Raw genomic sequence first — 19,592 nt, 5'->3', positions numbered from 1 at the left:
CTCCCGCCGCAAGGAGAATCATCCCGCGCCTGCGGGATGGGATAAGGGGGACAATGAGGTCCGACGCAAAAATAGAAAAGGCCCCGCCCATCAGGGCGGGGCCTTTTCGCGGTTCAGTCCCATCGGTATTCGGCGGCGGAAATGATCTTGATGGGGACCCCGTCGACCGATTCCGTTCCCACCGAGATCAGCTGGCTCGTTCCGGTCCCGGCGACCCAGCCGTTTTTGATCTGGTAGCCCGTGACCGTCACCTGGTCCGACACGTTCACATCCTTCAGCGGGTCGGAGATGTAAACCTTGTATTCGTTGTTGTTGACCTTATAGATTCGAAAATCGAAATCCGTGGAGATCTTCAGGGATGCGGCGAGACGCTCCTTGATATCATCGCCGAAATTCGGCCCGGTGGAATTGAGGGTGTTTCCCGGACGTTTTTCGAAGTAGCTCTCTATGGCCAGCTGGAGCAGGTCGAGGATATTCTTATTATCGGAGTTGATCGTCTCCACCGCCGTCATCCCGTGCTTGGAGCAGCGGACCTTGATATCGCCGTTGGCGCCGACGGTAACGTTGTAAAAGCCTCCTGAGGGGCAGATCCCGCGATAACCGGAAGAAGTGGGATCGGCGCCCATGGAATCCTTCATGATCGTGTCGATCACATCCGGAGTGAGCGTACGATTCTCGACGACCTCATAGAATTCGAGCGTTCGGGTGGCCGTGGTGAGGTTTGCCATGCAGGCGGTTTTCCGGGCGGACTCCAAAAAGGAGGAGAACAAGGGAGCGGTGAGGGCCAGGAGCACGCCGATGATGGCGATGACGACCACCATCTCGATCAGGGTAAAGCCTCGTCGATGTTTTGTTTGCACAGGTCTCACCACCTCAAATTTTCCATTAAACAATTATTTATTGTTATTATATGACTTCCAGCCTGATTTGTAAAGCGGCGGACGCGGGGTATTGCTGTGCTCAAAGCGAAAACAAAAAAATCCCTGCAAACGAGCTTATGAAGCCGGCTTGCAGGGATTTTACGTGGTGGAGCGGAATAAGCAAAATCCGAACACCTCTCGACGTTCGGATTTGCACTTTTTGGTGGAGCGGAACACGCAATATCCGAACACGAAAGCGTAGCCGTGTTCTGTCCTGAAATGTTGAAGGTAAAGACGATTCTTCTCCCCTTGTTCCCTTCATCGTACACATACACAGAGTTGACCAAGGTATCAATGACCCTACGTTGATACTCTCGGTTGGTAACATCACCACTCTTGAACGAAAGTAGCCAATACATTATGCGCTCTTTCGTCAGGAGTGGTTTTTTCATTTCTTCACGGGCAATCTGCCCCTCCACCTCGTTTTTCTGAGTCTCCAATTCCTCAAGCCGCTCTTTGGTGGTGGAAGTGATGATGCCTTGCTCGATAGCGGTCATGAGGTTTCGGATTTTCTTCTTTATGTCCTTGACCTGTTCCCTCAGTCCATCAACATAGCTCGTGTCGGCTGACTCCTTCTCGATTATCTCCATAGCTCGTGTTGCGATAAGCTCTATGTTTTCATCGGTCAGTACACGCTCAACCGTGAACCGGGTAACGAGTTCTTCAATCCACTCTTTCTTCTCTACCTTTTTGGTACATTTCCGATTTCTTTTTCTGTCAATGCACTTGTAGTAGTAATGGAGCTTTCCTGATTTGGACGTACCGCTTTCTCCCACCATAGCAGACCCACAGTGACCGCAGAACAGCTTGGTAGTGAGTAGGTAATCCTCCTTGGCTTTCGTCCTTGCTCGTGCTTTTGCGTTGTGTGAGAGCATGGTTTGCACCTTCTCGAACAGTGACTTGTCGATGATTGGCGGGACACCATCGGGGACAACAACGTCCATAAAGCGGTACACGCCAATATATTTATCGTTCTTTAACATCGTCCGCAGACTGTTTTTGTTAAATGCGTTTCCTCTCGATGTCTTATACCCTCGCTCGTTGCAGTAGTTGATGATTTGGGTTGCCGACATTCCATCGGCATACATCTGAAAAATCTCCTGTACGATTTTCGCACCGACAGGTTCAATTACATATCGCCTATCTTCCCCTACAGTGTAACCCAACGCCATTCCAGCTCCACCGTTGGCAACGCACTGTAGGGCATTTTCTTTCATGCCCCTCTTGATGTTCCTGGACAGGTTTTCTGAATAATACTCAGCATACCCTTCCAGCACTGACTCAAGGATAATTCCCTCCGGGGTGTCAGGCATGGGCTGTTTAGCGTAAAAAACCCGGACACCGTTCTTTTTGAGCTTGGCTTTGTAGATGGCAGAGTCATAGCGGTTTCGGGCAAAGCGGTCAAGGGTGTACATGATTACCGCTTCAAACTGTCCCTTCTCGCTGTCCTTGATGAGTCGCTGAAAGCTCGGACGGTTGTCGGTCTTACCCGATATGGCTCTATCGCAGTATTCGTTGATGATGGTAAAACCGTTTTTCAATGCGAACTCATGACACTCCCGAAGCTGTCCCTCTATTGATTCTTCTCGCTGGCTATGGCTTGAGTATCGTGCGTATATCACAGCTTTCGTAGTATCACCTCCAAGTGTTTCTTGCGTCTGAGCAAGTCTATGGAAATTAGCTTAGACTGCCGTAGTATCTTCTTTATCCCCCTGTAACTCCTCTCGGTTCTCGAACTCATACACCATGCTCATGAACTCGTGACGAGTTCTGCGGGACAGGGAGCGGAACACTCTTAAAATGTCCTGCTCGTCCTCGTCCTCACCTTCTGCGGGGGCAAAGTCCTCCTCGTCCAAAAAGAAGTCGATTACAGAGCAATTCAACAGCTTTGCCATTTCCACCATTTCATGTTCTTTTGGCAGAGACCCGTTATTGATACTGGTAGCAAACGAGCTTGACCCTTTGACGGCTTTGACGATGGCGGTCAGGTTCGTACCTCTCTCGGCACAAATGCGATTGATGTTTTCCTTGAAAGCCAAGTCTGATTCCTCCTTCGAGAATTAAAATTCGGAAAATATAAATTTCCCTATTGACAATTCGTGAAAGAAGAACTATAATAAGATCAAGAAGTTCGGAAATCACGAATTGGCAATAAGAAACCGACCTCTCGAAATTGCCGTTTCGAGAAGTTGAGTGGCGAAAACTCCTATAAGAATAATAACAATAATTCGCCTATTTGTCAAGGTAAATTCCGATTTTCAGAACTGTGGAAAGGAGGAAAAATGATGAGTCAGATTCAAGAGCGAATGAAACAGCTCGACATCAAGCAAGTAGACCTGATTATTGAACTGCGTAAGCGAGGTATCGTAGTTCAGCCACCCGAAATGTCGAGCATTATTCGTGGTGTCAACACCTATCCCAAGGCAAAAAGGGTGCTTGACGAGTGTGACAGGATTCTTAGCGAATATGAGCGTGAGTCTTGAGGACTCACAAATATCAGACCTCGCAAGACCGTTAATGGGTATCTTGGAAGCATTTTACCAAGACCCGAAGAATGAGGAGGACTTTCAGAAATGGCTACTGAGTGTAGAAGAAAACAGAAATCAAACAAAAGGCTCGTGAGATTATTCGTTGCCCTGCTGGTGGTTACGGCCATTGGTTTTGCGGCGGGTATGACCATCGGAAAAATCACTACCCCGTCCAAAACCGTGACCATCACCGAAACAGTGGAAGTTCCTGCTCTTGTGACAGACAAATTGGTAGAGACGAAAGACGTGTTTCTCTTTGACGTACCTCTCTCAGATTCTTTGCAGAGATACCTCTATGAGATTTGTGCAGATGAGAACGTCCCGGTTACGCTGGCATACGCCATGATTGAACACGAGAGCAGATTTAACCCCGAAGCGGTGAGTTCTACTGACGATTGCGGTCTCATGCAGATTAACGTGGTCAATCACGAATGGCTTGAAGAAGATTACCGCTGTGCAGATATGCTTGACCCTTATCAGAACGTGTTCTGCGGCGTGAAAATCATCGGGAGCTACCTTGAAAGATACGAAGGAGACTTACAGAAAGCTCTCATGGCGTACAACATGGGTGACTATGGTGCAAGGAAAGCGTGGGAAAACGGAGTGACAGAGACCTCTTATACCAAAGCAATTCTCTCCCTCATGGGGGAATATGAGGAGGTGCTGAACAATGCCACAGGTGATTGAGCTTAAAGGCGGCAAGGTCGAGACCATTTTCGATGAAAGAGATTTTGCCTATCTCATTGAACAGCACATGGGTTACGAAGCCGCTGATTACTTCCGAGAGCTGGTAAAGGAGCTGAAATGGTATAGGGAGGTGTACGATGATTACCCCGAATAGAAAAATCGGCAACACCTTTGAGTCTGACCTTTGCGAACTGCTCTATGAGCATGGCTATTGGGCGCATAACTTGGCGCAGAACGCAAGCGGTCAACCAGCGGACGTGATTGCCGTCAAGAACGGAACATCGTACCTCATTGACTGTAAGGTCTGCCGTACCAACAGGTTTTCGATGGCTCGTATGGAGGAAAACCAAGACCTGTCTATGGAGCTGTGGAAATCCTGCGGAAATGGCGAAGGTTGGTTTGCAGTGCTTATAGGCGGTCAGGTTTATATGATAAAGCACTCCGTTGTGAAGTGCTTCAAGAACCGACAGTCCTACATGAGCGAAGCTGACATCAAGAACTTCGGCACATTGATTGGAGAGTGGCTGGAATGAATGTACTCGTATCGAACACTCTCACAATCGAAAACCCAACACAGGAAGCCTTGATGTGGTGCAAAAATAACCTCACGATTGCAAACCCGGAGTATGCCAAGAAGGTGCGTATGCACTTTTGGGTAGGGGATACACCGTCAAAGCTCTCCCTCTACGAGCAGGAGGGAAACAATCTGATACTCCCCTTCGGGACACTGAGGACGTTGCCGGATTGTATCGCCAAAGAAAGCACCTTTACAAGCTCGTTTCCTGCCCCTGTGAGCGTTGATTACGGCGGGGTTGATGTTCCACTCTATGACTACCAAAAAGACGCTGTAGAAGCCGTGTACAAGGCACAGTACGGTATTCTCCAAAGCCCTGCCGGGAGCGGCAAGACACAGATGGGAATAGCGTTGGTCAAGAAATACTGGAAACGTGCTTTGTGGCTCACCCACACGCTTGACCTCTTGCGACAGAGCAAAGAACGTGCAGAACGCTATGTGGATAAATCCCTTATCGGGACGGTGACAGAGGGCAAGGTCAATATCGGCAAGGGTATCACCTTCGCCACCATTCAGACCATGTGCAAGCTGGATTTGCCAAGGTACAGGGATTTATGGGACGTAATCATTGTGGACGAATGTCATCGTTGTTCCGGGACACCGACAGCCATGACGCAGTTCTACAAGGTTCTGAATAACTTGGCGGCTCGGCACAAGATAGGTCTCTCAGCAACGGTACACAGGTCAGACGGCATGATTGAAGCCACCTACGCTCTGCTTGGTCATGTGGTCTACACCGTACCCGATGAAGCCGTTGGAGACAAAATCATGAAAGTAGGTATTCTCCCTGTCGGTACAGGGGTTGAGATAGACCGAAGCTGTCTCAATACAGATGGTACTCTCAATTACACCAAACTCATTTCCTACCTGTGTAACTGCAAGATACGGAATGACGCTATCCGGGCTTGTATCGTCAGTGAGTTCCGTCACTCGTGTCTCATTCTTTCGGACAGGCTGGAACACTTGGAGTTCCTTATGAACACGTTGCCTGACTTCATGAGAGAAAAAGCAGTCATGGTGAGCGGCAAAATGACCAGCAAAAAAGGCAAGGCTGACCGGGAGAAAGCAATTGAGGATATGCGGTCGGGCAAGAAGAAATACCTGTTTGCAACCTACGCACTGGCAAAGGAAGGTCTCGACATTCCATGCTTGGAGCGTTTGTTCCTCACGACCCCTCAGAAGGATTACGCAGTGGTGACGCAGAGTATCGGCAGAATCGCTCGTGTTTGCGAGGGTAAAGCAGAACCTATCGCTTATGACTTCGTAGACAATATCGCCTATCTCGTGAAGTCCTACAAGAAACGCTGTACGACCTACAGGAAGAACGGTTGCTACTTCATTGAGGAGGTGCAGAAATGAACAAACCAATATTAGATGCTTGTTGCGGAAGCCGTATGTTTTGGTTTGATAAAGAAAATCCAAACGTGGTCTTTTGCGACAAGAGAGAAGTTCCGTATCACGAGTATTATCCGGGAAGACATATCGAAATAAAACCCGATGTGCTTTGCGATTTCACTCAATTGCCGTTTGAAGACAAGACCTATAAACTCGTAGTTTTTGACCCTCCTCACCTAACATGGGCTGGCCCGTCCTCGTGGATGGCGTTGAAATATGGTCGGTTAGAAGAAAACTGGCCACAGATGATTCACGATGGGTTTCAAGAATGTATGAGAGTTTTGGATAATTACGGGGTGCTGATATTCAAGTGGTCTGAGGTTCAAATACCTTTGAGAGAGGTATTGAAAGCCGTTGGTCGTGAACCATTGTTTGGCCACAGAAGCGGAAAACACAACAATACACACTGGCTTTGCTACATGAAGTTTCCAGAAGACGAGGTGATGTAGAAATGAGACTGATTGTGTATGACGTGGAGGTGTTCAGTGATGATTGGTTAGTCATATTCAAGGACATCGAGACAAAGCAGTACACCGTAATCCACAACGACATAGATGAACTGAAAGTCTCTCTGTCTGAGGAGTGCATCTACGTAGGCTTTAAATCGAAGCACTACGACCAGTTCATCATCAAGGCAATATGGAGCGACTTCACTCCGAGGGAAGTCAAAGAGGTCAATGACTACATCATTGGCGGCGGTCAAGGTTGGGACTACCCTCCTTTGAAGGGTATATACTTCCGTTTCAACAATGTGGACATTAAGGACGATATGCAGATGGGCTTGTCCCTAAAAGCTATCGAAGGACATTTGGGAATGTCTGTGGAGGAAACCTCCGTACCCTTTGACATCGACCGTCCTCTCACAGAAGACGAGTTGAGAGAGACCGTGTTCTACTGCAAGCACGATGTTGACACTACGGAAAAGCTCATTGAGCTACGGAAGAACTACCTTAAATCCAAAATCGACATCGGGAAACTCGCCGGGATTGATGAGGTCAAGGCTATGGGAATGACCAACGCCAAGCTGACTGCCGCTCTGCTCCAAAGCTCGAAAAAGCCCCATGACGATGAGCGACAGTACCAGTACCCGTCAAACCTCAAACGTGAGCTTATCCCGCAGGAGGTGTTCGATTTCTTTGACCGCATGAAGAACCCCGAACTGAGCGATAAAGAGGTGTTCTCCTCCAAAATCGAAATCTCCATCGGTGAGTGTCCTGTGACGATAGGCTACGGCGGTATTCACGGAGCGATACCCAATTATATGTGGAGGGAGGAAAGCTCATGCGAAAACGAATCATAAAGAACTTCGATGTAGCAAGCTACTACCCTCACCTCATGACGATATGCGGGTACACCTCCCGCAACATTCCTTCCCCGGACGTGTTTGAGAACGTACTGGAACGGAGAATGAAAGCTAAAGCCGCAGGAGATAAGGTCACAGCAAACGCATTGAAGCTCGTTGTGAACACCACCTACGGGGCTATGCTGAACCAGTACAACGACCTGTATGACCCTCTCATGGGGCGGTCTGTATGTATCACAGGGCAGTTGTTCCTATTGGAAATGGCTCAGAACCTCTATCAGAACGTGGAGGATTTGAGAATCGTCCAGCTCAACACCGATGGTGTCATGATTGAGTTCTACGAAGACCAGTATGACGAGGTACTTGAAATCGTGAACGAGTGGCAATCCCGGACGGGCTTTGAGCTTGAGGAAGACTCCGTTTCCATGATTGCTCAGAAGGACGTAAACAACTATGTGGAGGTTCAGCCAAGCGGAGCGGTAAAGACCAAAGGCGGCTGCTTGGTGAGGGGTATCGCCCCGGCAGGAGCTTTCAACATCAACAACAACGCCTGTATCGTTGCCACCGCCTTGCGAGAGTATTTCGTACACGGCACACCTGTAGAGAAGACCATAAACGCCTGTGACGATATATTCCAGTTCCAGCTCATAGCAAAGGCTGGCGTAAAGTACCGTGAAGCCTATCACCTTGTCGATGGTGAGAAAGTACCTGTGCAGAAGGTAAACCGGGTGTACGCCACCAAGGACACACGGTACGGGAAGCTGTTCAAGGTGAAAGCCGAAAACGACTCCACCGCCAAGATTGAAATGCTCCCGGAACACTGCATTATCGACAACGACAACAAACTCAGCATTGACGATGTGGACAAGACCTTCTACATCGAAATGGCAAAGAAGCGTATCAATGACTTCTTGGGTATCAAGCCCGAAAAGAAAAAAGGAGGACGTAAGAAAATGGCTACCACAGCTAAGAAAGACGAAACCACAAACAAGACCCTCAACGTGTATCAGAAGCTACTCGTTGCAAGAGCGAAGTTCCTTGAGACGGACGTGCAGAAGACGGGAAAGAATATGCACTTGTCCTTCAAGTACTTCGAGCTGGACGATATTGTCCCTGTTGCCACTCGCATTTTCAGTGAGGTAGGGCTTATCGCCATCGTGAACTTCACTTCTGACACCGCCACCATGAACATTGTCAACACCGACAATCCGTGGGACGAGTGCATTAAGTTTGAAGCTCCCTTCAATCAAATCGCTCCTATCGTGAGCAACACGGGCAAACAGGCTACCAACGAAATGCAAGCCCTTGGTTCTTCCATCACCTATATGCGCCGCTACCTGTACATGATTGCCCTCGACATCTGCGAGAGCGACAGTATTGACGCAAATGTCGGAAAGCCTGTTGCCGCACCTCAGACCGCTCACACTGCCCCGGCTACTCCCGAACAGCGGCAGGAAGTGAAGCAGGAACTCACCGCTCCGGCTGACAACGCTACCCCGCTACAGATTAAGGGGCTGAAAGCGGTGCTGAAAAAGCTCAAGGACGCTGACCCCTCCAAGGAGGAAATGATTGCTCAGATTGCGGTGCAGACCGAAGGGTTTACCGTTATCAGCAAGTCCGACTGCGAGACCCTTATCACCCGTATTACGACCATGCTGGAAGGGAGTGACGAGTAATGGAATGGCTTGACAGCAATCAGCTTAAAATTACACCCCCCAAGCGCACCAAGAAAATCACAGGCACTCGCTTTGCGACAATCCTTGGTCTGAACCCGTGGTCTACCCCGTTTGAAATGTGGTGCGCTATCACAAAGACCTACGAAACCCCGTTTGAGGACACGATTTACACAATCGCTGGTAAGACCATCGAACCCAAACAGGCTGACTACATGAAGAAGTCTTACGGTATGGATTTAATCAGTCCTACCGACCGCTACGGCGCAGATTACTTCAACAAAACGTGGGGTGACTTCTTCCCGGAAAACCCGTACTTCGGCGGTATGTGGGACTACCTTGGGATAGATGAGAACGGCGTTGTAGACACCGTACTCGAAATGAAGACCACCAAGCGCATTGAGGACTGGCAGGACGATGTACCCGAATACTACGCACTACAGGCGGCTCTCTACGCTTATCTTCTTGGTGTGGACAACGTAGTAATGGTAGCTTCCTTTCTCGAAGAAAAGGACTACGCTGACCCCTCCAAGTTCACGCCAAACGTGAAGAACACGATTACGGTAGAGTTCAAGGTCAGTGAGCGTTACCCCGATTTCGAGAGAATGATTGCAGAGGTCACGTCTTGGTGGGGAGAGTATGTGACAGGCGGTATCTCCCCTGTGTATGACGAGAAGAAGGACGCTGACATTCTTGCCGCTCTCCGCACCCACAACCTCACTCCCGACACCGACATCAACGCTCTCATTTCCGAAGCAGAAGGTCTCAAAAAGGAAGTTGACACTGCCGTTTCTGCAATTGCCGATAAAAAAAGCGGCTCGATGAAATCAACGACATTATCAAGGAACACGCCATGAAGCAGTTCCGTCCCGGCGATAAGAAGGTTGAGGTCAAGGGAGCGACCTACACATGGTCTATCTCCCGCTCTGAGACCACCACAATCGACAAAAAGGCATTGGAAGCAGACGGTCTGCTTGAGAAGTATCAGAAGAAATCTGAGCAGTTCCGCATGACTGTGAAATAAGGAGGATTTGGATTATGAAATTTCAGAAGTTTGTAAAGGCTATTGGCTCTGACGGTATCGTGTTCAACCGCAAGAACGGCGAACGCTGGCTTGCTTCCGACAGGGTGTTTATGAAAATCCCGGAAGACATTCGCAGTATCACCGCTTCGGAGATTACGGATATGCCTGACTCTGTAGAGGGCATTATCAACTTCGACAGCTTCACTGACTCTGTAGAGGGCATTATCAACTTCGACCGCTTCACTGACCCTTGTGAGCTTCACAAGGCGGTCATGCCTTATGCCGATGGAGTCATTAAAGACTGTGTGCGTATCTATGCTACGGAAAACGCACTGAATACGGTAGCTATCGACAACAGTTCCTATGCGCTCATCGAGCGTAAGGACATCGTGGAAATGTTCTGCAAGTACAATTCTGACGATGAGACCAGCGAAGGGAAAGCTCTTGTTATCAAGCGTCCTTCCGATTTTACTTCTGACGAGGAAGTTGTCGGTCTGATTTTCCCGACTGATTACGAGGAGTGAGGTGGCAAATATGTACATTAACCCATTTGTCGCAGGAGTGCTGGCTACCATCATGGTAGAGCTGGTAATCCTCATAGGCGTAGCAATCTTCAACACCACCAAAAAGTAATTAGGAGGAAAAAGACAATGGCAAGAATCCCTATGACGAGTGGTTTCACTCTCATTCCCGAAGGAACATACGTGTTCCGTATCTATGACGCAAAATACGATGAGGAGTTCGGCAAAATCGAAATCAAGCTGGTCAATGCGGCTGGCATGACCCACACGGAACGCTTCTCGATTAAGGACAAAAACGATGAACTCAACGAAAAGGCTCTCAATGCGTTCTCGTATTTTGCAAAGACCGCTATGGGCGATTTCACCTTGGAGGACATCGACCCGGAGGAGCTTATCGACCATTTTATCTGTGCAGAGGTTGTCCATACCAAGCTCCCGTCCAACAAAGACCCGAACAAGACGGTCACTTTCGCCAACCTTGGGGACAAGTCCCCTGCGGAGTATTTCGACACTGACCCCGTGGCAAGGGCTTTGACGATTGGCAAGGAGAGCGGCACTGCTCCCGCTCCGAAAGCACCCGCCGCTCCCGCTACCGCTCCTGCTCCTGCTCCTGCGACAGAACCTAAGAAGGGTCTCGATTTGAACGCACTGTTGGGAGACCTTTAAGGAGGAAACAAGATGGAGCTTAAAGACAGCGGCAATCGCAGAGAGTTTTCTTCCGGGGCTGTAAGGGACATCAACGAGGGTAAAGGGAGGTGCGACCTCCTTCCCCTCGATGTCCTTGGAGAGCTGTATGACAGTCCTATCCTGACCGCTATCAACAAGTATATTCGCACAGGGCAGAAAATGTTCATCGTTGAAGCCGTCAAAGAGTTCTCAGCGTTGCAGTACGGCAACCTCGCAACAGCTATGTTGGAGGTCTCCAAGCACTATGAGGACGGCTGTCAGAAATATGGCGAGAGGAATTGGGAAAAAGGAATCCCCCTTCACTGCTACATCGACAGCGGCGTAAGGCACTACATCAAGTGGAAAAGGGGCGATACCGATGAACCCCATGACAGGGCTTTCCTGTGGAATATGCTTGGAGCGGTTTGGACGCACAACAATCTCCCGGAGTTCTGCGATTTACCATTCAGTGAGGAGGTAGACCATGACAGAGAAAGAACGACATGACCTTTTTATGGGTACGGGGATTGGGAAGTTCGTTGACAAGGAGTTTGAGACCTATCTGTTGGCAAACGGGTTTTTCTCCGCTCCGGCAAGCACAAAGTATCACGGTAATTATGAGGGAGGTTTGTTCGACCACTCCTTTACGGTGATGAACATTCTTGTGGAGTTGTCAGCGAAAAACAATCTCAAATGGCAGAGAGCGGAAAGCCCCTTCATCGTGGGTATGTTCCATGACCTTTGTAAAATCGACCAGTACCGTATTGACAACAGCGAACCCTACACTGTAGGTGAAGCGACCCGCTATGAGCACCGTACCAACACCGATTTCAAGGGTCACGGCGATAAATCCATTCTTCTCTTGTGTCAGCACATGAAGCTGACGGAGGAGGAAGTCATGTGTATTCGATACCACATGGGAGCTTTCACAGAGAAAGACGAGTGGAGTGACTACACCAACGCTGTACACCGCTATGCAAACGTCCTTTGGACGCACCATGCAGATATGCTCGCTTCTCATGTCTGCGGTATCTGACCATGAACAGAGCGGAACGCAGACGGAGACAAAAACAGGGTCTTCCCGCTGTCAAAGAACCCGTGTTGAATGTTAAGGCGAGTGACATTCAACAGATAAAAGAGGACGCTACCCACACTGCCGCTGACATAGCATTTTTCCTCATGCTGGCTATCCCTGTCATGGTCATACACGACAAGTACCCGCAGATTATGAGGAGGGTGGTAGATGGTAAGTCGAGGGAGGAACGCTTTGCCGACCTCTGTATCGACCTGTACGAGTCCTTCAATCAAGGGTACGTATCGCTTGACGATTTGGCAGAGTGCTTATGGGAAGAAGCTGGAATCAAACTCGAAAAGAAGAAATAGGAGGAAAAATCATGAATTACAAGCTCAAAAGCAAGGACGGCAAGGTTACTTTCCTGCTCCACACGGGCAAGGATTTCGTAAAAAATCAGATGTCGGTTGCGTCTGCACAACACATCATTGACACGGGTAAGCTCAAGAAGTCCACCAAGGAGGGCTACCCCATCAACGTAGACAACAAGTGGTATTTCGAGGGCGAGATTTGCAAGACCCCCGCACCCAAGGCAGAGGAGGACGCTGAATGAAAACCTTTTACTCCGAATACGTGCAACACTGCATGAGGTTTTATGCGAGACACCCAAACCCGAAGTTTCGGAGTGACGCTGACAAACTGAACTGGTACGCCTGTGACAACGCCATGAAGGGCTTTACAGACAAGGAGCAGGAAATCCTTCTGACGGTCTACAGGGAGGGCGATACCATTCCCGATAACGTCTACAACCTGTCTGTGGCTCTCGACATCAAGCAGGATTTCATTTGGAAGCTCATCAATGAGCTGGAACGCAAGGTTGCGAAAAGGAGGAAACTGGTGTGATTCACTACGAAAACATTCCCGTTGAATTGAAAAGGCTAAATCAGTGGGTCTGTACTCGTAGCGACAGCAAAGTGCCGATGAAAGCATTTGAGAACGAAGCCGCTTCATCGACCAATCCTCAGACGTGGGCTACCTTCGACATAGCGAACAACGCTGTGTCGAAGGGGTTCTACGACTACTGCGGCTTTGTGTTTGCCGACAACGGCTACGTTGGTATAGACATCGACACGGGTTATGACCAAGACGGATTTCTCTCACAGACTGCCGCAGACATCATCGGAAAGTGCAAGAGCTACACGGAGAAATCCAAGAGCGGCAGAGGTTTCCATATCCTCCTGAGAGGTACGCTCCCCTTTAAGGGCAAGAACAACCTCGCCGGGGTGGAGATATACAAGTCCGCACGATACTTCATCATGACGGGCAACACCCTCCTCTACCGCACCATTGAGGAAAATCAGGAAGCCATTGATTATGTCGTGGAGAAGTATTTCCCGAAGACCCGGCAGAAAAAGGACTCTCCCGACTACGGAAGCCGCATTTACTCTCCCGCTTGGGAGCTACCCGAAAACAACCGTATCAAGCTCCGTCCTGTATATCCGAGAATACCTGACGGAAGCCGCAACATCTGTCTCACCTCTCTCGCTGGTATGCTCCACAATCAGGGCTACAGCAAGGGGCAGATATATGACGAGCTGGTTTACTGCAACGCTGTTGCCTGTGACCCGCCTATCGACAGGAGCGAGATACGCACCATCGTAAACAGCGTCACCCGATACAAACGATAAGGAGGTCATAACCATGACATTTCAGAGAGACACCGAAGTTTACAGAGGGGACATTTTCTACATAGCTACTGGCGGTTATGTCGGTTCAGAGCAGAAAGCCGGAAGACCCGGCATTATCGTCTCCAACGACACCGCAAACAAGCACTCTCCCAACGTGGAAGTCGTGTTCCTGACTTCACAGGAGAAGAAGCCCCTTCCCACACACGTTGAAGTGGTCTGCAAAGTACCCTCCACTGCCCTCTGTGAGAACATTCAGACCGTGGCAAAGGAACGGCTTGGTGACTTTATCCGCTCCTGCACCACCTCAGAAATGAAGAAGATTGACAATGCCCTGCTGATTTCACTTGGAATGGAAGCCCCGAAAGCAATCGGGGGGGGACTCAGGAATCTACGCAGACCATTGAGACAGAAAGAAACCTATACAAGACCCTGTATGAGCAACTGCTTGACAGAATGTTGGTAAAGACCTGATAGGAGGATTAAGAAATGAACGTGACTTTGATTCAAGCGACACCGAACCCCATTGAGACTATCGCTCTCATAGCGAGTATCTGCTACGACAGCGACCTGAAAAACCCTATGGGGCTGGTAAAGCACCTGTACCGAAACGGACACCATAGCGTGTTTGAGCATATCTACTTCACCTTCAAAATCGAGGGTATTTCTCGTGCCTGTTCTCACCAGCTCGTGCGGCATAGGCACTGTAGCTTCACTCAGCGCAGTCAGCGGTACTGCTCCGAGGACGGGTTCGGGTTTGTGACTCCTCCGAGCATTGAGAAGGACGAGGAGCTTGACCACTACAAGGATTATATGACTACGTTTGTTGCCCCCAATTATAAAGAGTTACAGACAATGGGTGTTCCCAACGAGGACGCTCGTTATATCCTCCCCAACGCCTGTGAGACCGAGCTGTACCTGTCTTGCAACCTGAGAGAGCTTATCCATATCGCCAACGAGCGGCTCTGTCTCAGGGCGCAGTGGGAAATCCGGGAGATGGTAGAAAAGATGGTCTCTATCGTAGACCCGGAACTTCACTTCATGCTCGTTCCCAAGTGCAAGAGCGGCAGGATTGTATGTCATGAAGTTTGCAGAGGTGTAGACAATGATTAACACAAAAGGAGAATGGATTTACACCAACGCTGAGATTGCCTATGAGCTTGGGCTTTCCCCGGCTACCGTCAACGCCATTGGCAAGAAGCTCTACGGCAACAAAATCCCTCACTGGACTGCTCTTGAAGTCCGCAGGATTATCCAGTACATCAAGTCCATTTCCGTTGAGGAGGACGAGAAGCGGCTACAGGTGCTTCGTGACATCATTGCCGAAACAGGCTACGTAAAGCAGGACGATGAGGAAGTAAGAAAGAACGTGAGGAGGGATTTACACAATGTCTGAATATGAGAAAGACAAGCTATACTGCCCCCTCTTTGTGATGTCTCCTGCTTTCGAGACAATGAAGGGCTGTGAGTGCCGCAAGGAAATGTGTGCTTGGTGGGTAGAGGATAAACAGAAATGCGCTATTGCAGTAGGAGGTGAGCGCAATCGTGGCAAGTGACAGAGAACTTTTTGAACTGCGTAACGGCAGGGTCATTATGGACGAAGAACTGTCGGAGAAAATGTACATTATCAAGTCCTATCACCCGGAACGGGCTGATGAAACAAGCTCCGGCTTTGAGTGGTCTGAAATGGGTATGGCAAACCTTTTCGGTCTGCTTTATAACAGGGAAGCTCGTTATTGCACTGAGCATAAGAGCTGGTACACCTACTTCGAGGGGGCATGGCGCAAGGACGAGGGCGCAATCCTCGTCTCTGAGAAAATCAAAGACTTTGTGCGGCTCATGATTCTCTACTGCGGGGAAATCACGGACGATGATACCCGCAAGAGCTACACCGCCTTTGTCAATAAGATGGGCGATAGGCGCATGAGGGACAGGATTTTGAAGGACGCTACGGGTGAGCTTCGTATCTCTGCGGTGGACTTTGACGCAAACCCCTACCTCATCAACTGTCAGAACGGGACATATTCTCTCGAAGATTTTTCTTTCCAGGAAGCAAGGTGGGACGATTTTATCACCATGCAGACCAATTTCCGGCACACCGTCCGGCGAGACGTGAAGTGCAAGCGGTGGGAACAGTTCATCGAGGAGGTCACTCAGGGAGACAAGGACAAAGCAGACTTCTTGCAACGTGCGCTTGGCTACTCCATGCTTGGCATGAGCAACGAGGAGTGTATGTTTATCCTTCACGGCAAAACGACTCGCAACGGCAAGAGTACCCTCCTCAACACCATTGAGTATATGCTTGGGGACTACGCCAAGGTTGCCCCTGTCGGTATGATTTGCCGGGGTGACAGGCAGAAGGACGCAGAAGCCGCTTCCCCTACCCTTGCGGGACTCAAGGGTAAACGCTTCGTAACCATGAGCGAGAGCAACGAGTACGGCAAGCTGGACGAGGAGAAAATCAAACAGCTTACAGGCGGCGAGGAAATCTCCGCTCGTGCGCTGTATCAGTCGGCAATCACCTACAGACCGCAGTTTACCTTGTGGCTCTCCTGCAACGACCTCCCCATGGTCACAGACAAGTCCCTGTTTGCTTCTCAGCGTATCAAGGTGATTGAGTTCAACCGCCACTTTACCCCGCAGGAGCAGGACACGCACCTCAAGGACGAACTGACTTCCCTTGAAGCCATGAGCGGTATCTTCATGTGGCTGGTGCGTGGGTACATCAAGTACAAGGAAAACGGTCTTGCTATGGCTGACGCTATGGCGAAAGTGGTTGCGAAATATGAGCGGGACAACGACCTTGTTCTGCAATTCCTTGAAAGCCGCTGTGTGCGTGTTCCCGAAGATGAGAATAACCCATACGGGGAGAAGAACAAACGGACGCTCATCAAGGCAAAAGACCTCTACAACGCTTTCAAGCTGTGGGCGAAGTCTGAGGGCGCATACGTTCTCTCCGCAAGAAAGTTCAACGCTGAAATGGAGCGTCACCCGGAGTGGTTTGACAGGAAATCGACTTCCAGCGGGTTCGTGATTTATTGGGGTGTGAAGCTCAAGGAGGTAGTGTGATGAAAGATATTAAAGTCACCCGCTGTGTCGGTGAAGGACAGGGAGAATGTAAGCGGTGCAAAGAGCTGAAAGGTTGGGGTCTCAACTGGACTTCCTTCCTATATAAAATTGAAGGACGTGAGGGTTGCTACTGCTTTGACTGCGTTAAAGCAATCATAGAGGAGGAAGAACAATGCCAAGAGTCTTAGTGGGAATAAACGACTCCAAGATAGGTGCTTACACCTTCTCCGACAGAAAGCGTCCAGCAATCTGTGTGGAGAAAGGAAACACCATCACCATATACGGATATTTCAAAGACAAAGACACCGCTGAGAGATTTATGCACGAACTGGCACAGGCAGTTGGTGCGAAGGAGGAATAGACATGATTTGCTTCGGCTCATATTACCACTTTTCCGGCGAGGACGTTGAGTATATCTCCCTCACCAATGTCGGAGGTGAGTACCCGTACAAGCTCATGGTCTTTCTCAGAAGCGGCAGAAGTTTTTCGGTCAGCTACAAGATTTAGAAGGACGCAGAAAAGGAAAGAGACCGTCTTGTCCATAGTGTAGATACCGAAAGAAACGCACAGTCTCAGCGGGTTTTGAGCAAGCTACAGCTTCTCGACTATTCCATGAGAACCATCGACCGCAGACAGCTTCGCATTTGGAGACAGCTTAAAGCTCTGCTTGGCGTGACTGTAGATGAGGAGTAGGTATGGAAAATAAAATGCTCAGAGAGCTTCAAGGCTTGTTGGAAGACATCAACGAAAACGAAATCGTATCGCATATATTGGACGGGACACTTATCTCTTGGTTAAGCTCTTGGAAGATGAAGTGTGGTATGCTGACGGCTTTTCTCGTTGAGAATGACAAGGCAAACATGGCAGAGCTTGACAAGCTCCGGCGTGAGAACTTTGGTCTCAAAACCACAGTGAAAAATCAGCGGGAGAAGCTGGATAAGTTCTACCGTACCTATTAAAACCCAAATTGTCTTAAAAGGATTAGAAAATTATCTAAAACGACATTTGGGAAATAGCACAAAAAGGATTGAAAAATTATCTTTTTCTGTGTGAGGACATGAAGTAGTTAAAGTAGTTGTTTTTTAGTTTTTGCGTATAAGTTCTCCTATAAGGGGTCTATATAGTAAAAGTTACACGCAAAAATTGATTTTCAACTACTTCAACTACGCAAGAAGAATAAGAATAAGAGGACTCTCCACCGTCTGTTTAGGCGAAAAAGAGGACTCTCAGGGAGGTAAAAATCATGGCGAAAAAGAACGAAACCGAGGACGTACAGGTGGTCAAAAAGAAGCCCCGTGGCGGCAACTCTCCTGTGATTGGTATGAATGGGTACGACCTTGAACCGGGGGACAATACGAAGTACCTGACGTTGAACATAGAGTTGTTTAACTTGGAGAAGATTGACCTACATGATGAGGAAGCTGTTACTCGTAGGTTGGAGGAGTATTTTCAGATATATGCGAAATATGATACGAAACCTACGGTTGCTGGTATGGCTATGGCGTTGGGCATGAATCGTAGAACATTGATTGCGATTGTCAACGACTATGCCACTGGTGGAGCTGGTTACAAGACGGCGTTGCCGCACGAGGTAGCCCTCGTTATAAAAAAAGCGTACTCTTTGCTCGAAGTTTTATGGGAAAATTACTCCTCCAACGGTAAAATAAATCCCGTTATGGCAATCTTTCTTGCCAAGAACAACTATGGGTATCAGGACAAGACGGAGTATGTGCTGACCCCCAACTCTCAGCAGGACAGCGACTATGACGCTGACTCTATCCGAAAGAGATACCTTATCGACTCTGCAAGCGACTCTGATGAGGACGATAACGACTCTGGCAACGACTAACGACTTTCGACTATCAACTCTCAAGCGACTATCGACTATCGACTATGAAACCGCCACTGGCTCTGCCCCGGTTCTGTCCGGCGTGGAGCGGGTGGCGGTCTTTTTGTGCGGAAATCTTCACGATTTTTTGGATTTTTGGCGGCTACTATTAACACTTTACAGCAATAAAGCAAAATTGGCTGTTTTCCGGGGGCTTACCCCGCTTTTCCGGGTGAACACCTTATTATAATAGGAAGAAAAAAATTTATCCGAAAAAGATAAAAAATTATGAAAAACCTATTGACAATTCGGAAAAGCCGAATTATAATATAATCAGCAAAAGACAAGAAACAATCTTGACGGGATAACAGGAGGTTTGAAAAATGAGGATTTACGAATTAACGCCAACGGACGGACGTGAGAGCTTTTACGGAAAAGCAGTTGTACAGATTGAAGAAAACGGAACGGAAACGCTTTTGAGCTATGGAACGCCAATTATTAAAAGGTTCGTTTCCGGGGAAATGGTCAAGTTGTGGGACGGTTGGAGCGCAACGACAGGACGCCATATTAAAGCGTTTTGCGGGTTGAATAAAGCAGGGTATGAAAAATTGGAGCTTGAGAAAAAGCCCGTTTACAATATGGCGGCAGATATGACCCCGGCGCAAAGTTACAAAGCCATGATTTCAAGACGGTGCGCAAAATAAGAG

The 19,592-nt window shown here is 48.8% G+C and carries 32 protein-coding genes; 29 read left to right on the top strand and 3 right to left on the bottom strand.

Annotated elements, in window-relative coordinates; all coding sequences use genetic code 11:
* Positions 1 to 113: 113 nt before the first annotated feature.
* Genes NE609_RS03475 through NE609_RS03465 form a run of 3 tightly spaced genes read right to left on the bottom strand, consistent with a single transcriptional unit; the run spans position 114 to position 2,959 of the window.
* Entirely contained in the window at positions 114 to 860 is a 747-nt protein-coding gene (locus tag NE609_RS03475; RefSeq protein WP_256151733.1) for a prepilin-type N-terminal cleavage/methylation domain-containing protein, read from the bottom strand.
* Positions 861 to 865: 5 nt separating this feature from the next.
* The gene (locus tag NE609_RS17730; protein ID WP_256151732.1) at positions 866 to 2,542 is read right to left on the bottom strand and encodes a recombinase family protein; all 1,677 of its coding nucleotides are present in this window, start codon (positions 2,540 to 2,542) and stop codon (positions 866 to 868) included.
* Positions 2,543 to 2,602: 60 nt separating this feature from the next.
* Positions 2,603 to 2,959: a hypothetical protein gene (locus NE609_RS03465; RefSeq protein ID WP_256151731.1), complete on the bottom strand. Its 357-nt coding sequence runs from the start codon at positions 2,957 to 2,959 to the stop codon at positions 2,603 to 2,605.
* 246 nt (positions 2,960 to 3,205) lie between these two features.
* Here NE609_RS03465 and NE609_RS03460 point away from each other — a divergent pair, with 246 nt between their 5' ends.
* The 29 genes from NE609_RS03460 (at position 3,206) to NE609_RS03320 (ending at position 19,589) form a co-directional block, all read left to right on the top strand.
* Positions 3,206 to 3,403: a hypothetical protein gene (locus tag NE609_RS03460; RefSeq protein ID WP_256151730.1), complete on the top strand. Its 198-nt coding sequence runs from the start codon at positions 3,206 to 3,208 to the stop codon at positions 3,401 to 3,403.
* A gap of 90 nt (positions 3,404 to 3,493) precedes the next feature.
* Positions 3,494 to 4,135, top strand: coding sequence for a lytic transglycosylase domain-containing protein (locus tag NE609_RS03455; RefSeq protein WP_256151729.1), 642 nt, complete (start codon positions 3,494 to 3,496; stop codon positions 4,133 to 4,135).
* Positions 4,119 to 4,289 carry a hypothetical protein gene (locus tag NE609_RS03450; RefSeq protein ID WP_256151728.1) on the top strand — a complete coding sequence of 57 codons (171 nt, stop codon included), beginning with the start codon at positions 4,119 to 4,121 and terminating at the stop codon, positions 4,287 to 4,289. The genes NE609_RS03455 and NE609_RS03450 overlap by 17 nt, the downstream gene beginning before the upstream one ends.
* Complete coding sequence (locus NE609_RS03445) at positions 4,273 to 4,668, top strand: hypothetical protein (protein ID WP_256151727.1); 396 nt, start codon at positions 4,273 to 4,275, stop codon at positions 4,666 to 4,668. The genes NE609_RS03450 and NE609_RS03445 overlap by 17 nt, the downstream gene beginning before the upstream one ends.
* Positions 4,665 to 6,068: a DEAD/DEAH box helicase gene (locus NE609_RS03440; RefSeq protein WP_256151726.1), complete on the top strand. Its 1,404-nt coding sequence runs from the start codon at positions 4,665 to 4,667 to the stop codon at positions 6,066 to 6,068. Before NE609_RS03445 ends, NE609_RS03440 begins: the two co-directional genes overlap by 4 nt.
* Complete coding sequence (locus NE609_RS03435; protein WP_256151725.1) at positions 6,065 to 6,553, top strand: class I SAM-dependent methyltransferase; 489 nt, start codon at positions 6,065 to 6,067, stop codon at positions 6,551 to 6,553. The genes NE609_RS03440 and NE609_RS03435 overlap by 4 nt, the downstream gene beginning before the upstream one ends.
* 2 nt (positions 6,554 to 6,555) lie before the next feature.
* On the top strand, positions 6,556 to 7,404 hold the full coding sequence (locus NE609_RS03430) for a hypothetical protein (RefSeq protein ID WP_256151724.1): 849 nt from the start codon (positions 6,556 to 6,558) through the stop codon (positions 7,402 to 7,404).
* Positions 7,386 to 9,083 carry an ERF family protein gene (locus NE609_RS03425; RefSeq protein WP_256151723.1) on the top strand — a complete coding sequence of 566 codons (1,698 nt, stop codon included), beginning with the start codon at positions 7,386 to 7,388 and terminating at the stop codon, positions 9,081 to 9,083. Before NE609_RS03430 ends, NE609_RS03425 begins: the two co-directional genes overlap by 19 nt.
* On the top strand, positions 9,083 to 9,937 hold the full coding sequence (locus NE609_RS03420) for a YqaJ viral recombinase family protein (protein ID WP_256151722.1): 855 nt from the start codon (positions 9,083 to 9,085) through the stop codon (positions 9,935 to 9,937). Before NE609_RS03425 ends, NE609_RS03420 begins: the two co-directional genes overlap by 1 nt.
* Positions 9,934 to 10,104, top strand: a complete 171-nt coding sequence (locus NE609_RS03415) for a hypothetical protein (protein WP_256151721.1) — start codon at positions 9,934 to 9,936, stop codon at positions 10,102 to 10,104. Before NE609_RS03420 ends, NE609_RS03415 begins: the two co-directional genes overlap by 4 nt.
* Before the next feature lie 14 nt (positions 10,105 to 10,118).
* Complete coding sequence (locus NE609_RS03410; protein WP_256151720.1) at positions 10,119 to 10,628, top strand: hypothetical protein; 510 nt, start codon at positions 10,119 to 10,121, stop codon at positions 10,626 to 10,628.
* Positions 10,629 to 10,754: 126 nt separating this feature from the next.
* Positions 10,755 to 11,291 (top strand): hypothetical protein, encoded by a 537-nt coding sequence (locus NE609_RS03405; protein WP_256151719.1) that lies wholly within the window; start codon positions 10,755 to 10,757, stop codon positions 11,289 to 11,291.
* 12 nt (positions 11,292 to 11,303) lie between these two features.
* Positions 11,304 to 11,798, top strand: coding sequence for a dATP/dGTP diphosphohydrolase domain-containing protein (locus NE609_RS03400; protein ID WP_256151718.1), 495 nt, complete (start codon positions 11,304 to 11,306; stop codon positions 11,796 to 11,798).
* Positions 11,776 to 12,327, top strand: coding sequence for a hypothetical protein (locus NE609_RS03395; RefSeq protein ID WP_256151717.1), 552 nt, complete (start codon positions 11,776 to 11,778; stop codon positions 12,325 to 12,327). The genes NE609_RS03400 and NE609_RS03395 overlap by 23 nt, the downstream gene beginning before the upstream one ends.
* Before the next feature lie 2 nt (positions 12,328 to 12,329).
* Entirely contained in the window at positions 12,330 to 12,674 is a 345-nt protein-coding gene (locus NE609_RS03390) for a hypothetical protein (RefSeq protein WP_256151716.1), read from the top strand.
* An 11-nt stretch (positions 12,675 to 12,685) separates the two neighbouring features.
* Positions 12,686 to 12,916 (top strand): hypothetical protein, encoded by a 231-nt coding sequence (locus NE609_RS03385; protein ID WP_256151715.1) that lies wholly within the window; start codon positions 12,686 to 12,688, stop codon positions 12,914 to 12,916.
* Complete coding sequence (locus NE609_RS03380) at positions 12,913 to 13,206, top strand: hypothetical protein (protein ID WP_256151714.1); 294 nt, start codon at positions 12,913 to 12,915, stop codon at positions 13,204 to 13,206. The genes NE609_RS03385 and NE609_RS03380 overlap by 4 nt, the downstream gene beginning before the upstream one ends.
* Positions 13,203 to 13,991, top strand: a complete 789-nt coding sequence (locus NE609_RS03375) for a primase C-terminal domain-containing protein (RefSeq protein ID WP_256151713.1) — start codon at positions 13,203 to 13,205, stop codon at positions 13,989 to 13,991. Before NE609_RS03380 ends, NE609_RS03375 begins: the two co-directional genes overlap by 4 nt.
* A gap of 13 nt (positions 13,992 to 14,004) precedes the next feature.
* Complete coding sequence (locus NE609_RS03370) at positions 14,005 to 14,454, top strand: type II toxin-antitoxin system PemK/MazF family toxin (protein ID WP_256151712.1); 450 nt, start codon at positions 14,005 to 14,007, stop codon at positions 14,452 to 14,454.
* Positions 14,455 to 14,477: 23 nt separating this feature from the next.
* On the top strand, positions 14,478 to 15,101 hold the full coding sequence (gene thyX / locus NE609_RS03365; RefSeq protein ID WP_256151711.1) for an FAD-dependent thymidylate synthase: 624 nt from the start codon (positions 14,478 to 14,480) through the stop codon (positions 15,099 to 15,101).
* Entirely contained in the window at positions 15,094 to 15,384 is a 291-nt protein-coding gene (locus tag NE609_RS03360) for a hypothetical protein (RefSeq protein ID WP_256151710.1), read from the top strand. Before thyX ends, NE609_RS03360 begins: the two co-directional genes overlap by 8 nt.
* The gene (locus NE609_RS03355; RefSeq protein ID WP_256151709.1) at positions 15,377 to 15,544 is read left to right on the top strand and encodes a hypothetical protein; all 168 of its coding nucleotides are present in this window, start codon (positions 15,377 to 15,379) and stop codon (positions 15,542 to 15,544) included. Before NE609_RS03360 ends, NE609_RS03355 begins: the two co-directional genes overlap by 8 nt.
* Positions 15,534 to 17,057, top strand: a complete 1,524-nt coding sequence (locus NE609_RS03350; protein ID WP_256151708.1) for a phage/plasmid primase, P4 family — start codon at positions 15,534 to 15,536, stop codon at positions 17,055 to 17,057. Before NE609_RS03355 ends, NE609_RS03350 begins: the two co-directional genes overlap by 11 nt.
* Positions 17,057 to 17,245 carry a hypothetical protein gene (locus NE609_RS03345; protein ID WP_256151707.1) on the top strand — a complete coding sequence of 63 codons (189 nt, stop codon included), beginning with the start codon at positions 17,057 to 17,059 and terminating at the stop codon, positions 17,243 to 17,245. The genes NE609_RS03350 and NE609_RS03345 overlap by 1 nt, the downstream gene beginning before the upstream one ends.
* On the top strand, positions 17,230 to 17,418 hold the full coding sequence (locus tag NE609_RS03340; protein WP_256151706.1) for a hypothetical protein: 189 nt from the start codon (positions 17,230 to 17,232) through the stop codon (positions 17,416 to 17,418). Before NE609_RS03345 ends, NE609_RS03340 begins: the two co-directional genes overlap by 16 nt.
* Positions 17,419 to 17,420: 2 nt before the next feature.
* Positions 17,421 to 17,564 (top strand): hypothetical protein, encoded by a 144-nt coding sequence (locus NE609_RS03335; protein ID WP_256151705.1) that lies wholly within the window; start codon positions 17,421 to 17,423, stop codon positions 17,562 to 17,564.
* A gap of 188 nt (positions 17,565 to 17,752) precedes the next feature.
* On the top strand, positions 17,753 to 18,016 hold the full coding sequence (locus NE609_RS03330; protein ID WP_256151704.1) for a hypothetical protein: 264 nt from the start codon (positions 17,753 to 17,755) through the stop codon (positions 18,014 to 18,016).
* A gap of 284 nt (positions 18,017 to 18,300) precedes the next feature.
* Positions 18,301 to 18,906 carry a DNA-packaging protein gene (locus NE609_RS03325; protein WP_256151703.1) on the top strand — a complete coding sequence of 202 codons (606 nt, stop codon included), beginning with the start codon at positions 18,301 to 18,303 and terminating at the stop codon, positions 18,904 to 18,906.
* Positions 18,907 to 19,268: 362 nt separating this feature from the next.
* Complete coding sequence (locus NE609_RS03320) at positions 19,269 to 19,589, top strand: hypothetical protein (protein WP_256151702.1); 321 nt, start codon at positions 19,269 to 19,271, stop codon at positions 19,587 to 19,589.
* The last annotated feature ends 3 nt before the right edge of the window (positions 19,590 to 19,592 follow it).

This window comes from Anaerotruncus sp. DFI.9.16 (genome assembly GCF_024461615.1).
Taxonomy (GTDB): domain Bacteria; phylum Bacillota; class Clostridia; order Oscillospirales; family Ruminococcaceae; genus Anaerotruncus; species Anaerotruncus massiliensis.
This window is presented reverse-complemented; position numbering and strand designations above follow the sequence as displayed.